Source organism: Streptomonospora nanhaiensis (assembly GCF_026642255.1).
Classification (GTDB): domain Bacteria; phylum Actinomycetota; class Actinomycetes; order Streptosporangiales; family Streptosporangiaceae; genus Nocardiopsis; species Nocardiopsis tropica.
Genome location: NZ_CP113264.1, coordinates 636210 through 650475, shown reverse-complemented (window position 1 = coordinate 650475; position 14266 = coordinate 636210). Strand labels below are relative to the sequence as shown.

At 74.4% G+C, this 14266-nt stretch carries 12 protein-coding genes; 7 read left to right on the top strand and 5 right to left on the bottom strand.

From position 1 onward, the window contains the following. The first annotated feature begins 95 nt into the window (after positions 1–95). Positions 96–2639 (top strand): penicillin acylase family protein, encoded by a 2544-nt coding sequence (locus tag OUQ99_RS02980; protein WP_267950227.1) that lies wholly within the window; start codon positions 96–98, stop codon positions 2637–2639. Between the two features lie 85 nt (positions 2640–2724). On the opposite strand, the gene OUQ99_RS02975 is transcribed toward OUQ99_RS02980, so the two are convergent. After that, positions 2725–3618 (bottom strand): oxidoreductase, encoded by an 894-nt coding sequence (locus OUQ99_RS02975; protein WP_267947885.1) that lies wholly within the window; start codon positions 3616–3618, stop codon positions 2725–2727. An 83-nt stretch (positions 3619–3701) separates the two neighbouring features. Between OUQ99_RS02975 and OUQ99_RS02970 the strand changes: the two genes are divergently transcribed. The 6 genes from OUQ99_RS02970 (at position 3702) to OUQ99_RS02945 (ending at position 10353) form a co-directional block, all read left to right on the top strand. Continuing rightward, on the top strand, positions 3702–4292 hold the full coding sequence (locus OUQ99_RS02970; protein WP_267947884.1) for a TetR/AcrR family transcriptional regulator: 591 nt from the start codon (positions 3702–3704) through the stop codon (positions 4290–4292). A gap of 175 nt (positions 4293–4467) precedes the next feature. Further along, entirely contained in the window at positions 4468–6081 is a 1614-nt protein-coding gene (locus OUQ99_RS02965) for a nucleotidyl transferase AbiEii/AbiGii toxin family protein (protein WP_267947883.1), read from the top strand. Between the two features lie 548 nt (positions 6082–6629). Then, on the top strand, positions 6630–7772 hold the full coding sequence (locus OUQ99_RS02960) for a sensor histidine kinase (RefSeq protein WP_267947882.1): 1143 nt from the start codon (positions 6630–6632) through the stop codon (positions 7770–7772). Beyond that, on the top strand, positions 7769–8413 hold the full coding sequence (locus tag OUQ99_RS02955; RefSeq protein WP_267947881.1) for a response regulator transcription factor: 645 nt from the start codon (positions 7769–7771) through the stop codon (positions 8411–8413). Before OUQ99_RS02960 ends, OUQ99_RS02955 begins: the two co-directional genes overlap by 4 nt. Before the next feature lie 295 nt (positions 8414–8708). Beyond that, positions 8709–9500, top strand: coding sequence for an AfsR/SARP family transcriptional regulator (locus OUQ99_RS02950; protein WP_267947880.1), 792 nt, complete (start codon positions 8709–8711; stop codon positions 9498–9500). A 196-nt stretch (positions 9501–9696) separates the two neighbouring features. After that, a complete protein-coding gene (locus OUQ99_RS02945) occupies positions 9697–10353 on the top strand; it encodes a MerR family transcriptional regulator (RefSeq protein ID WP_267947879.1) in 657 nt (218 codons plus the stop codon). Here OUQ99_RS02945 and OUQ99_RS02940 read toward each other — a convergent pair. The 4 genes from OUQ99_RS02940 to OUQ99_RS02925 all read right to left on the bottom strand — a co-directional run bounded on the left by OUQ99_RS02940 (position 10342) and on the right by OUQ99_RS02925 (position 14211). Further along, complete coding sequence (locus OUQ99_RS02940) at positions 10342–11532, bottom strand: lactonase family protein (protein WP_267947878.1); 1191 nt, start codon at positions 11530–11532, stop codon at positions 10342–10344. The two genes, OUQ99_RS02945 and OUQ99_RS02940, sit on opposite strands and share 12 nt — an antisense overlap. Positions 11533–11586: 54 nt before the next feature. Next, entirely contained in the window at positions 11587–12621 is a 1035-nt protein-coding gene (locus OUQ99_RS02935) for a hypothetical protein (RefSeq protein ID WP_267947877.1), read from the bottom strand. A gap of 60 nt (positions 12622–12681) precedes the next feature. After that, on the bottom strand, positions 12682–13668 hold the full coding sequence (locus OUQ99_RS02930; protein ID WP_267947876.1) for an ACP S-malonyltransferase: 987 nt from the start codon (positions 13666–13668) through the stop codon (positions 12682–12684). An 84-nt stretch (positions 13669–13752) separates the two neighbouring features. After that, positions 13753–14211: an ester cyclase gene (locus OUQ99_RS02925; RefSeq protein WP_267947875.1), complete on the bottom strand. Its 459-nt coding sequence runs from the start codon at positions 14209–14211 to the stop codon at positions 13753–13755. Positions 14212–14266: the final 55 nt, after the last annotated feature.

Genomic DNA, 14266 nt, shown 5'->3' with positions numbered 1-14266 from the left:
GACCCGGGCGTACCAGTTGGTAACGACTTGGGCCCACACATGCCGACCACTAGAGACTGTGACCTCGGGCACTCTAGGGTTCCGCCATGGGTGTAATGCGTAAGCGTGTGCTTGTTCGTGTACTTCTGGGCTTTCTGGCGACCGTGACGGCCCTGGTGCTCGTCGCCGCGCTCCTCGGGGTCTGGACCGTCCGGAGATCCTTCCCCGAGACCTCGGGCGAACTCGCCCTCCCGGGGCTGGAGTCACAGGTCACCGTGCTGCGCGACGGCAACGGCGTCGCGCACGTCTACGCCGACAACACCCGCGACCTCTTCATGGCACAGGGGTTCACCCACGCCCAGGACCGGTTCTGGGAGATGGACTTCCGCCGCCACGTCACGGCGGGGCGCACCGCCGAGCTGTTCGGCCCCGACCAGGTGGACACCGACGTCTACCTGCGCACCATGGGCTGGCGGCACGTCGCCGAGCAGGAGTACGAGCTCCTGACCCCCGAGACGCGGGGCTACCTCGACTCCTACGCGGACGGCGTCAACGCGTGGCTGGACGGGCACGACGGCGCGGCGGCGAGCCTGGAGTACGGCCTCCTGGCCGTGCTCAACGGGGGGCACGGCATCGAGGAGTGGAGCCCCGTCGACAGCCTCGCCTGGCTCAAGGCCATGGCCTGGGACCTGGGCGGCAACATGCAGGAGGAGACCGAGCGCGCCCAGCTCCTCGACGCCGGGCTGACCGAGGAGCAGGTCGAGGACCTCTACCCGGCCTACCCGTTCGAGGAGCACGAGCCCATCACGGACACCGGCGAGCACATCGTCCCGGGCGAGGAGGGCGGGTCCGGGGACGGTCCGCCGGAGGGCGACGAGCGCCGCGCCCCCGAACTCCCCGAGGGCGTCGTCCCGGCCCTGTCCGGGGTGGCGGACGCCGCCGCGTCGCTGCCGCGCATGCTCGGCCCCAGCACCAGCCCCGACCTGGGCTCCAACTCGTGGGTCGTCGGCGGCGAGCACACCGAGAGCGGCCTCCCGCTCCTGGCCAACGACCCCCACCTGGGCGCGTCGATGCCGTCCACCTGGTACCAGATCGGGCTGCACTGCACCGAGATCACCGACGCCTGCCCGTTCGACGTCAGCGGGTTCAGCTTCTCCGGGCTGCCCGGCGTGGTGATCGGGCAGAACGAGTCGATCGCGTGGGGGTTCACCAACCTCAACCCCGACGTCATGGACCTGTTCGTCGAGGAGATCGACGGCGACGGCTACGTGGTCGACGGCGAGACCCTGCCGCTGGAGACCCGGGAGGAGACCATCCGGGTCGCCGGAGGCGACGACGTCGACATCGTCGTCCGCTCCACCCACCACGGCCCGCTGATGTCCGACACCGCCGTGGGCGAGGGGCTGGCCGCCGTCGCGGAGGACGCCGGGCCGGAGGGCGCGGACGGCGGCGAGTACGCGGTCTCCCTCCAGTGGACCGCGCTGAGCCCGGGCACCACGGCGGAGGCGATCTTCACCCTCAACCGGGCCCGCGACTGGGACGGCTTCCGTGAGGCCGCGAGCCAGTTCGACGTCCCCGCGCAGAACCTCGTCTACGCCGACAACGAGGGCAACATCGGCTACCAGGCGCCCGGCGCGGTGCCGGTCCGCGGCAGGGGCGACGGCCGCTACCCCGCCCCCGGGTGGGACTCCGACTACGACTGGGAGGACTACATCCCCTTCGACGAGCTGCCGAGCGTGTACAACCCCGAGTCGGGCGTCATCGTCACCGCGAACCAGTCGGGTGTGGACGCCGACTACGAGCACATGCTCACCGACGACTGGGACTACGGCTACCGCTCCCAGCGGATCAACGACCTGCTGGACGCGGCCCTCGCGGACGGACCGGTCGACGGCCAGGACATGTCGGACATCCACATGGACTCCTACCACGGCGGGGCCGTCGACGTCGTCCCGCACCTGCTGGAGGCCGAGGTGGACGGCGTCGCCGCCCGGGCCCAGGAGCAGCTGCGCGACTGGGACCTGTTCACCGACACGGACTCGGCCGGGGCCGCGTTCTACCAGGCCACCTGGCGGCACCTGCTCCCCCTGCTGTTCGACGAGCTGGAGCCGTACGCGATGAGCGGGAACTCGCGCGGGATGTACGTGGTGGGCGGCCTGCTCGACGACCCCGACTCGGACTGGTGGCGGGGCACGGAGGCGAGCGGGCGCGACGAGGTGCTGGCCGCCGCGATGGACGCCGCCGCGGCGGAGCTGACGGAGCTGCTGGGCGACGAGCCCGCCGACTGGCGCTGGGGCGACCTGCACACCCTCACGGCGACCCACGAGTCGTTCGGCACGTCCGGGATCGGACCGGTCGAGTGGCTGTTCAACCGGGGCCCGGTGGAGAGCTCCGGCGGCTCCGGCATCGTGAACGCCACCGGCTGGAACGACGCCGAGGGCTACGGGATCACCGCGGTGCCGTCGATGCGGATGGTGGTGGACCTGTCCGACCGGGACGCGTCCACGTGGATCCACCTCACCGGGAACTCCGGCCACGCCTTCCACCCCCACTACGACGACCAGCTGGAGCCGTGGAGCGGGGGCGGGACCCTGCCGTTCGTCGTCAGCGAGGAGGCGGTGCGGGAGGCCGCCGTCGACGAGCTGGTGCTCACCCCGTAGCGGGGCTGCGGACGACGGAGGGTCCCGCCGGGTTCGGCGGGACCCTCCGTGCCCGGGGCCGGTCCCCGTGTTCCGGGCGGTCCGCTCAGCCGCGGTCCTTCGGCCGGAGCGGGAACGCGACCCCGGTCAGCTCCTCCGACAGCGCCCAGAGACGCTTGGCGGCGCGCCCGTCCCAGGCGGCCTCGCTCCGGCTGGAGAGCGCGGGGGCGCCGCGCAACCCGCCCATGGCCTTGGGGCCGGCGAAGGCAGCGCCCGGCACGTCCTGGGTGGCGGCGAAGATCGTGGGCAGCGCGCCGTGGGCGGGGCTCTGGGCGAGGACCCGGTTGCCAAGGAGCAGGAGGGCTCGGGAGACCGGGTTGGCGCCGTGGCTCTGGAGGCCGGTCGCCGCGTAGCCGGGGTGGGCGGCCGTGGACAGCACCGGGGAGCCGGCGTCCTCCAAGCGGCGCTGTAGCTCCAGCGTGAACAGCAGGTTCGCGAGCTTGGACTGGTTGTAGGCCCGGTAGGGGGTGTAGCCGCGCTCCAGGTTGACGTCGTCGAAGTCGATGCCCGGCGCACTGCGGTGCAGCCCCGAGGAGAGGGTGACGACCCGGCCGGTGATGTGCTCCAGGAGGAGGTTCGTGAGCGCGAAGTGGCCGAGGTGGTTGGTGCCGAACTGGAGTTCGAAGCCGTCCCTGGTGGTCCCCTGCGCGACCGCCATGATGCCCGCGTTGTTGATCAGGAGGTGGAGGTCGCCCTCCCAGCGGTCGGCGAACTCCCGCACGGACGCCAGGTCGGCGAGGTCGAGCCGGCGCACCTCGGTGTCGCCGCCGACGCTGTCCGCCGCCGCCCGGCCCTTGACCTCGTCCCGCACCGCCATGACGACGCGGGCCCCCGCCGCGACCAGCATGCGCGTGGTCTCGACCCCCAGGCCGCTGTTGGCTCCGGTGACGATCGCGGTGCGGCCGCCGAGGTCGGGGATGGTGACCTGTGAGGTGTCCATCCCGCCACGGTAGGCGAGCCCCCGACAAGTTGTCAATGACAACAATGGGGGGGACGTCGACACCTCCGTTTATGCTGGGCGGCATGGCCGACCGCCCCTACCACCACGGAGACCTGCGCGCCGCACTGATCGCCAACGCCGAGCGCGCTCTCGCCGAACGCGGTCCGTCCGCGCTGTCCCTGCGCGAGCTCGCCCGCGAGGCGGGGGTGAGCCACGCCGCGCCCGGCCGCCACTTCAAGGACAAGCAGGCCCTCCTCGACGCGCTGGCGCTCACCGGGTTCGACCGACTCACCGGACGCCTCGAAGACGCCCTGGCCGCCGTCGGGGAGGACGGCGTCCGGACCCGCGTACTGGCCCTGGCCCGGACCTACGTGGGGTTCGCGATCGACAACGCGGCACTGCTCGACCTGATGTACGCGCGCAAGCACGACCCCCGGTCCTCCGCGCAGCTGTCCGCCGCCATGGAGCGGCTGCTCGACACGGTGGTGCGGCCCATCGTCGACGGCCAGTCCGACGGCGAGATCGCCGGGGGCGACCCCTGGCCCGTCGCCATGACCGTCTCCGCCGCCCTGCACGGTTTCGCCACGCTCAAGGCCGCGGCCCCGCCCGAGAAGGTCGAGGAGAGCCTGGCCGAGGTGGTCCGGGTCCTCTTCGAGGGCCTCGCCCCGCGCTGAGCCCCGGACCGGGACGGCCCGCGTCCGGAACCGCCGCCGGGCGGTGCGCGTCCCGTCTCGCGCGCCTGCCGGGCGCGGTCGGCGGGGGTGCCCCGCCGCCGGCACGTTCCGTGCGTCCGCCCCCTCGCCCCCTCGCCCCCTCGCCCCCTCGCCCCGAAACAGGAGAAGGCACCCGATGGAGTTCTTCGGCCACTTCGAGACCCACCTGACATTGGCAGCGCCGACCCCGGAACACGTGTCGGGGGCCGCCCGGTGGGCGGAGGGGGTCGGGCTCAAGTTCACGCACATCGAGCTGGACCGCGGGGAGTCGCCCTCCCAGCCGATGGTCACGTTCCACGGCAAGGGCACCCTGGAGGAGGCGATCGCCCTGGCCGAGCGGTGGGCCGGACGGCTGGCGGAGGCCGGGTTCGCGGTCGTCCGCACCAAGATCGAGGTGCCCAGGGAGAACGCCGGCGTCCCCGCGACGCGCGGGGCCGCGGCCGTACTCCCCGGAGGGACCTACTTCGAGACGCACGTCAAGCTGCTGCTCCCGTCGGGGGCCGACCTCGGCGCGCTCTCCGCGGTCGTGGAGCCGCACCGGGCCCGGCTGTCCCGCAACGCGCGCAGGATCCGCGAGGACGGCCGCCAGGAGCGGTTCGTCACCCAGCGGTGTTCGCGGGTGGGCCGCCGGGAGGCGCAGCGCCTCGAGGACACGCTGTTCCGAGCGCTCCAGGGCGCCGGCGTGTCGATGGAGCGGGGGGAGGGGCCGCGGCCGCGCGTGCTGTCGGTCGAGCGCGAGTTCGTCGTGCACGACACCGCGGTGTCCCTGGACGCGGGGTGGCTGGGGGCCGCCCCGGTCCCCGAGGGCGAGGAGGTCCCGCCGGGAGGCGACCCCGTGCACGACCGGCTCCCCGCCACGTTCCTGCCGAACACCGCCGGGTCGGCCGCCTCCCAGGAGGAGGTGTTCGACCCCGCGCTCAAGCAGTTCGACCGCGCCCTCAGGGCCGGGGAGCCGGTGTTCGCCGACCCCGCGGCCGGAGACCGCTGGTGGGACGCGAACCGGCGGGCGATGGAGGCCGCCCTGCGGGCGATCGCGCGCACACCCTGGCGCGACTCCCTCGTCCTGCGCGGCAGCATGGCCATGCCTGTGTGGGCGGGGGAGGCCGCCCGCCGCCCGCGCGACCTGGACTTCGTGGTGGTCCCCGCCGAGACCGCGCCGTTCGGCGAACCGGCGGACCGCATGTTCGCCGACCTCGTCGCCGCGGTCGCGGGCGCGGACGCCGAAGGGATCTCCTTCGACGCGGGCGGTGCGCGGACCGAGGGCATCTGGACGTACGAGAGGGCCCCGGGGCGCCGCGTCGTGGTCCCGTGGAGCGCCGACGGGGTGCCGCCGGGCACCGTGCAGGTCGACGTGGTGTTCAACGAGCTCCTGCCCGTCCCGCCCGTCCGGGCCGTGGTCGCCGGGGCGGAGGTGCCGGTGGCGAGCGCGGAGCTCTCCCTCGCCTGGAAGGTGCAGTGGCTGTACACCGACACCTACCCGCAGGGGAAGGACCTGTACGACGCCGTCCTGCTGGGTGAGCGCCACAGGCTCTCCCGCGAACTGCTCCTGCCGCTGCTGCGCGCGGAGCTGGGCGAGGCGGCCGACGGCCTGGACGAACGGCGTCTGCGCGAGGGCGCGGGCTTCACCGGGGACTCCATGGCGCACGAGTGGGAGCACTTCGTCCGCGACTGCCCGTGGGTGGAGGGCGGCCCCGCCGACTGGGTGGCCCGGTTCGAGGCGGCCCTCGCGCCCGCCTTCGACCGCGGCTGAGGGGGCGTCGCCCGCAGCGGCCCGGGGCGGCCCGGCAGGCCGCCCGAACCGGTCCTTCCCCTCGCGAAAGCGCCACCGCAACACGGATATAAGTGACTTAAGCCACAAGTCAGACATTGTACCCTGACCTGCGATTCTTCCGACTTCTGCCATTGACCGGAACCGGCCCACGAGAACCTTTTCCGCCCGCTCCGCCATCACATACGCTACTGAAACACAAACCCGAACCAGGCGGGCGCGGACCCCGAACGGATCCAACAGGACATTCGCGCCCAGAACCCTCCCAGAAACGACCTTCGCGGGAGAAATCGGGTGGGACTCCGTACCAGCGCCCGGGGAAGCGCTGCCCACGGCGGGGTCCGACGGGAATCGCCTGACCGGGGGGTGGCGTGAACGCACAGGAACGTGAGGACCTCCGCCGGGCCGTGCCCGGACAGCTTCCCACCGGTCGTCCTCGGGGCCCGGATCCGCGGCCCCGAACCGCATTCACGTCCCCTTACACGACAGGTCCTCTCGTGACGCGCTCAATGAATGGACACGACCATCCTATGCATGGTAAGGATTCGGCCTTCCCCGAGTGGGAGAACGGCGTTCTGCCGCCCTTCCCGGAGAACTCCCACGCCGATTCCTTTCTGAGAAGGACCCCCGAACTGGTGGGGCGCCTCTCCACCCGCCTCTTCGCGGAGCACAACCCGCTGAGGACCGATCCGGAATCCTGGCCGTACGCCTCCGCGTGGGCCGCCTCCGTCATCCGCGACAGCGCCTGGAGCCTCCACCACGGCCGCCCCTCCCAGCGCGTCAACCGGATGACGGAGACCTACTGGGCCGAGCTGGAGGGGGAGTCCTGGGCCATCCACCCGCGCCACACCGGCCAGGCGGCCCGCTTCCTCTTCGAGGAGATCACCGCCGCGCTGCCGCCCGACGCCCCGTCGGCCGGGGTGCGGGCCGCGCTCGTCACCGCCCAGAACGAGACCACCCTGCGCATGGAGGCCGCCCAGATCCGTGCCAACGCCCGATTCCTGAGCCAGGAGCAGGCCGCCAACCAGGAGTTCCGGCGCTTCCTCGCCCGCGAGCTGCACGACCGCCTCGGCAGTTCCGTCAGCCTGGCCAACCGCCAGCTGGAACTGTACGAGCTGCTCTCCGCCCACAAGCCCGACGCGAAGGCCCACGGGCGCCTGCGCGCCCTCAAGGGCGCGCTCCTCGAACTCAACCAGCAGCTCCGCGTGCTCATCTCCGACCAGCGCCGCAGCGAGCGCGCCGGGTCGCTCGAAACCGCCCTGCGCTCCTACGCCGACTCCCTCGACCTGACGGTCCCCGAGGTCCGGATGGACTTCTCCGGCGAGGAGTCGTGGGTGCCCCCGCACTTCCTCGACGAGCTGTTCCTCGTGCTGCGCGAGTGCCTGCGCAACTCCGTGCGGCACGCGGGGGCCGCCCAGGTGCACATCGCCGTGCGCCTCGACCGTACCGAGGTCCGGGCGATCGCCTCGGACGACGGCTCCGGGTTCGACGTGGAGGCACAGCTGGCCCGCGGCTCCGAGGACGGCGCCTCGACCGGCCTGACCTCCCTCTCCGAGCGCATCACCGCCCTGGGCGGGCGCGTCCGGTTCCTCAGCTCGCCCGAGGACGGGACCCGCACGATGATCCTCGTCCCCATCACCACCCCCTCGATCGGAGCGGAGTCCGCACGATGATCCGGATCGCCGTGGTCGACGACCACCACCTGCTGCGCGAGGCCCTCTGCGACCTGTTACGGGCCCAGCCCGGACTGGAGGTGGTCGCCAGCGTGGGTTCGGCCCGCTCCCTGGTCCCGACCGTGGTCGCCGCACGCGCCGACGTCGTCCTCCTCGACCTGGAGATGCCGGAGCACGACCCCCGGCACACCGTGCGGGAGCTGCTGAACCAAGCGCCCGACACGCACGTGGTCATCCTGAGCATGCACGACGACTCGGCGCTCGTGAGCGACCTGCTCTCCCTCGGCGTGCGCGGGTACCTGCACAAGACGGTGGACATGGTGACCCTGGTCGCGGCCATCCGGGGGCTGCGCGACCCCGACCGCACGACGGTCGTCGTCTCCTCCCCGAACTGGCACCGGCCGCCGACGACCGACTCGACGCTCACCCCGCGCGAGGTGGAGGTCCTGAGGCTGGTGTCCGAGGCCATGAGCAACCGGGAGATCGCCCGGAGCCTGGACATCACCGAGGGGACCGTCAAGCGGCACATGCGCAACATCTTCGAGAAGCTCGACGCGGTCTCGCGCATCGACGCCGTGAACAAGGCGGTGGAGACCGGGGCGCTGCCCTCGCACCGCAAGAAGGCCGAGCCGCGCTTCTGAGCCCGGGCGGCGCCCCTCCGCCGCCCCTCCCCTCCCCCTCGACGCCCGGCCCCGCGCCCCCGTCCCGTACCTCCTTCGAGGTAGAGGCCTGGCACCTTGCGGACAATCCGCTTGTGGACGCCCGTCGGCGGTCCTAGATTTCCCCTGTGACCGCAGGTCAGAACACGGTTTCCCGGTACCGGACCGGGACGGGGGCGAGCGGGGGCCGCCCCCGGGCGGCCGGCGGTCCCGGTCCCGAGGCCCCGGGAGCCCGACCGGAGCGCGGCCGGGGCCCAGAACGAGAAGGAGAGACGCGATGACCCGCTTCAAGATCCTCGGTCCCCTGGAGCTGGAGTCCCGCGGGGGCGAGGCGCTCCGCCGGGGCCCCAAGGTCGCCCGGCTCCTCGGGCTCCTCCTCGTCCGCGCCAACCAGACCGTGGGCGTGGACACCCTGATGGACGAGCTGTGGGACGGCGAGCCGCCGACCACGGCCCTCAAGACGATCCGCACGCACGTCTACCACCTGCGCGGCGCCCTGGAACGCTCCTGCGGGGCCGACACGGCCCGCCGCGTCCTGCTGACCCGGGGCTCGGGGTACCGCATGGACCTGGCGCCGGAGGAGCTGGACCTGTTCGCCTTCCAGCAGCTGGTCGGCCAGGCACAGGTCCTGTGGACCGAGCACCGCCACGACGAGGTGGTGGACCGGGCCGAGCAGGCGCTCTCCCTGTGGCGGGGCCCGGTCCTGTCCGACGTCCGCCCCGGCCGCGTCCTGGCCGGGCACGTGGCGCGCCTGACCGAGACCTACACACGGGTCAGGGAGCTGCGCGTGGACTCCGCCCTCCGGCTGGGCCTCCACCGCGAGGTCCTGCCCGAGCTCCGGGACCTCGTGAGCGTCTACCCCCTGCACGAGGGGTTCCACGCCCGGCTCATCGACGCGCTGAGCCGGTCCGGACGCCGCGGCGAGGCGCTGAGCGCCTTCCGGGCGGCACGGGACACCCTGCACGACCAGTTGGGACTGGAGCCCTCCGAGGAGCTGTGCCGCCTCCAGCACGCCATCCTCACCGGCGCGGCCGGGACCCGGAGCGTCCACGGCGGCTCCGTCGGCTGAAGGCGCGATGCCTCTTTCGTGGTATGTCCGGACGTTCTCCGGGCTGGTTGAGTGGACCGAGGGAATGACGCGGCGACACCGCCCTCCCCCGTGTCATCACTGACCGCGTTCGATCAATCACACAAGGGCCCGGCGTGCGGTCCGGTCCCCCCAGGGTCCCGGGCCGACGCCCCTCGGAGCGGAAAGCGAGCCACCTGTGCGCATCTCGGAGCTGAGCGACCGGGCCTCGGTGCCCGTGGCCACGGTCGAGTACTACCAGCGGGAGCGCCTGATCTCCCATCCCTCCGAGAGACACGGGTACAGCCCCGAGGATCTGCGCCGCCTGCGCCTGGTCCGCGTGCTGGTGGAGGTGGGCGGGCTGGACCCGGACCAGGTGCGCGGCCTGCTGGGCGCCATGGCGGGCGGGACCAGGACGCCGCACGAGACCTTCGGCATGGTCCTGCGGACCCTGGAGGGCTCCTCCTCCGCCCCGCACACCGACGTCGAACCGGCGGACGACGAGGCGCTGGCCCTGGCCAGGAGGGTCGCCGACCGGCACGGGTGGACGGTCGACCAGGACACGGCGTCCTGGCGCACGCTGGTCAAGCTGCTCAGGACCCTCCACTGGCTGGACGACGCCGACACCGCGGTGGTGGTGGAGGCCTACGCGGCCGCCGCCGACCGGATGACCGGCGCCGAGATAGGGGTCCTGGGCCTGTACGCGGACGAGGACGCACTGGTCGAGCGGCTGGTGCTGTGGACCGTGTTCGGAGACCCCCTGCTCGCGGCGCTGCGGCGGATCGCCCGCCAGCACACGTCCGGGAGGGTGTTCGACCGGGAGTTCTCCCCGGCCGACCGCGGGTCAGCGATCTGACAGCACGACGCACGAGGGGCTGGCCACCGGGACCGGCGCCCCCACGGGGGTGAGCCGCCCGGCGGCCGAGACGCGGTGCACGGTGACGGACTGCCCGGCCTGGTTGGCCGCGTACACGTAGCGGCCGGAGGGGTCCAGGGCGATGCCCCGGGGCCAGCGCGTCCCCGGACCCTTGGTGGTGACCGGCTGGGACTCCACCAGGTCCAGGGAGGCGCCGCCGTCGCGGACCGCGTAGGAGACCACGGTGTCCAGCCCCCGGTCGGCGGTGAGGACGAACCGGCCGCCGGCGTCGACGACCACGCCGGAGGGCGCGTTGCGCGGGTCGGCGCCCGGGGCGGCCACCGACACCGACTCGCCGGGGGTCAGCACGGCGCCGACGGGATCGTAGGCGAAGGCGGTCAGGGTGGACCCGAGCTCGTTGGAGACGTACAGGTGGCGGCCGGAGGGGTGGAGCGCGGCGTGCCGGGGCCCGGCCCCCTCCGCGACGAGGGTGCGGCTCCGCTCGGTGAGCCTCCCGGTGCCGGGGTCGAGGGAGTAGACGTACACGTGGTCGTTGCCCTTGTCGGGGACGATCACGTCGTGGGTCCCGGGCACGAAGAGGCACATGTGCGGGTGCGGGGCGGCCTGCTCCACCGGATCGGGGCCGGAGCCCTCGTGCTCGACCAGGTCCAGCAGCGCCCCGATCGAGCCGTCCTCCGCCAGGGCGTGGACGGCGACGCCCGCCGAGTCGTAGTTGGCGGTCATGAGGAACCGGCCGTCGGGGTGGGCGGCCAGGTGGACGGGGGCGGCGCCCTCGGTGGGCGCGGCGTTGAGGGGCTCCAGCCCGCCGTCGTCCCCGATCCGGAAGGCGTGCACGTGGCCGTCGCCGGTCTGGCTGACCGCGTAGAGGACGTCGCCCCGGGGACCCGCCGCCAGGTAGGAGGGGTTGTCGATGCCCTCGTGGTAGCCGTCGATCCGCAGGGAGCCGTCCGCGCCGACGCTGCCGATCCCGATGCCGGGGAGCCCCGGCAGCCCGTACTCGCCGGCGGTGAACCCGCCGATGTAGGCGCGGCGGGCCGCGGGAGGGGGCGGGGCGGCCGTCGCCGGGCGGGCGGCGAACCAGGCCAGTCCGCCGATCCCGGCCGCCGCGGCGGTTCCGAGGAAGGCGCGTCTGCTGGGTGCGGGACTTCTTCCGGTCATCGTCTGTCCTCGGGGGTGTGAAGGTGCGGGCGGCCGGTGCGGGGCGGGCCGGGGTCAGACGTCGGAGCCGACGACCAGGCCGGAGAGCAGGACGACGGCGAGCCCGGTCCCGCCGACCGCGAGCAGGAGGTGGGACCACAGGGGCCACCCGCGGGTGGGCGGGAGCGCGCGCAGGGCCGCCGCGACGGCGACGGCCGCCGCCCACCCGGGGACCACGAGGCGCAGCCCGACCTCGCCGTTGAGCAGGAGTTCGTCGACGGGTGAGGCGCAGGCGAGCGGGGAGCAGTCGCCGGGGACGTCCGTGCCGAGCAGGTACGCGCCCGCCCCCATGACCGCCGTCGGGAGGAGGAGCAGGGCCGCGGTGAGCGCGGCGTACGGGGAGCGCCCCCGGGTCCGCGCCCCGCCGGGGTCCCCGGCGGCCGGCGCCGCCCCGGGGCGCGGTCCCCCCGCCCCGGCGGGGCCCCGCCGGGCCCCGGGGGCCAGGCGTTCGGCCGCCAGGACGGCGACCGCCGCGGGCGCCCCGAACAGCAGGCCGAACAGGCCGCCCTGCCCGGTCTGGGCGAGCAGGTGCCACACCGTCGCGGCGGCCCCTCCCGCGGACCCGCCGGCCAGCAGGCCCGCGGCGGCGCCCGCCAGCCCCGCGGCGGCGAACGCGGCCACCGGGACCGACCAGGCGCCGGGAAGGGTGTCCGTCCGGGCTCCGCGGCGCAGCAGGGGGTGCAGCGCGGCGACGAGCACGGCGGTCAGGACCGCCAGGTCCGGCCACGGGGTGGTGACGGCTCCGGGCAGGGGGAAGCCCCGGCCGGTCACCGCCCCGGCGAGGGGGCCGACCAGGGTGTCCCAGTCGGCGAACAGCGCCGCGGTGAGGGCGACGGCCGCGGCGCCCGCCGCGGCGCTCCACGGGAGGCCGGGGGCGCCGGTCGCCGGACCGGCCCCCCGGTCCGGGCGGCGCCGCCCCGTGGCCGCGGGCCCGCTCCCCGCGCCGTCGGCCGGGGCGTCCTGCGCGCCGCCGCCCCCGGCGGGGACGGCCGCGGGGGCCGCCGCCCACCGCCCGTGGCGGGACGTGGTCCTGTCGGCTCCTGCGAACACTGGCGCTCCTTCGTGGTGCCTCCGGGGCCCGCGCGGTGCGGGCCCGGAGCGGGGGACGGGTCAGGCCGCCCCGTGGGCGGCGGGGACCGGCGCGCCGTCCTCCCGCGCCGCGCCGACGGCCGCCGCCAGGGCGGGCACGTGGTCGGGCGCGGAGACGGACAGGCGGCCGGTGCGGGGGCTGATGCGCCGGGTGAACCCGGTGAGGACGCGCCCCGGCCCGATCTCGACCAGGAGGTCGGCGCCGAGGTCCCCGGTGAGGGTCCGCACCGCGTCGAGCCAGCGCACCGGGCGGGTGAGCTGGTCGAGCATGAGCCCGGGCCACAGGTCCGGGCGGGTGTGGGGGCGGGCGTCCACGTTGGCGACCACGGGCACGGCGGCCGTGCGCAGCCCGGCCCGGGCGAGGGCCGCGCGCAGTCGGGCGCGGGCGGGCTCCATCAGCGGACTGTGGAAGGCGCCGCCCACGGGGATGTCCACGACCCGGGCGGCCCCCTCGGCGAGGGCGGCCTCCGCGCAGAGCGCCACGCCCTCCGGGGCTCCCGAGAGGACGCTCTGGCGGGGCGAGTTGAGGTTGGCGACCCACACGCGGGCGCCGTCGCGGCGGAGGCCGGCGGCGATCCGCTGTACGGCGCGGACGTCCAGGCCGAGGACCACGCCCATGGTGCCGGGGGTGAGCTCGGTGGCCCGGCGCATGGCCTCGCCCCGCGCGGCGACCAGGCGCACCCCGTCGTCGTAGGCGAGCGCTCCCGAGGCGACCAGTGCCGTGTACTCGCCGAGGCTGTGCCCGGCGACGGCGACCGGCGCGGCCCCCGGCAGGGCGTCGCGTACCTCGCCGTGCGCGACGCAGGCCAGGACGAACGTGGCGAGCTGGGCGTTGTCGGTGCGGCGGAGCGTGTCGGCGTCCGCCCCGAGCAGAAGGCCGGCGACGTCCCGGCCGCTGACCCGCGACGCGCGCTCCACGAGACCCCAGGAGGGGGTGTGCGCCCAGGGGGCGCCCATGCCGGGCTCCTGTGACCCCTGGCCGGGGAAGACGTAGGCGATCCTGGGCACGGCGTGCCCTCCTTCGTGGTCGGCGCGGCCCCGGTGCGGGGCGCGGGCGCGGGGACCCGGGCGGACCCGGGTCCCCGCCGGCGGTCAGGAGGAGACGGGCTCCTCGTCGGGGGTGAAGGGGCGCAGGTCGAGCTGGACGGCGCCGATCTGGAGCATGAGGAACAGGTCCTGGCGGCAGCCCCAGTGCTCGACGACCTTGCCGTCCCGGACCCGGTAGATGTGCATGTGCTCGAAGGCGACGTCGGCGCCGGTGGCCTCGATGCCCAGGAACTCGCGGACGTGGCGGCCGGTGAAGCGCAGGTGGATGACGGCCCTGTCACCGTCGGCGAAGCTGTCGATCCGGTCCCACCTGGCGTCGGCGAAGACGCTGTTCATCCACTTCGCGGTGCCGAGGTAGCCGTCGGGGCCGCCGGGGGTGCCGGGAGGGGCCTCGTGGTCGACGAACTCCGGGGCCACGTACTTGTGGGCGACCTCGGCGTCGAGCCCGTTGAAGATGTCGCCCATCTTGTGGGCGATGTCGAGGGTGGTCTCGGTCTGGGACATGGGTGTCTTCCTTCGCTGTGTCGGTCCGGCGGCGCTGCGGCCGCCGGGCTGTCGT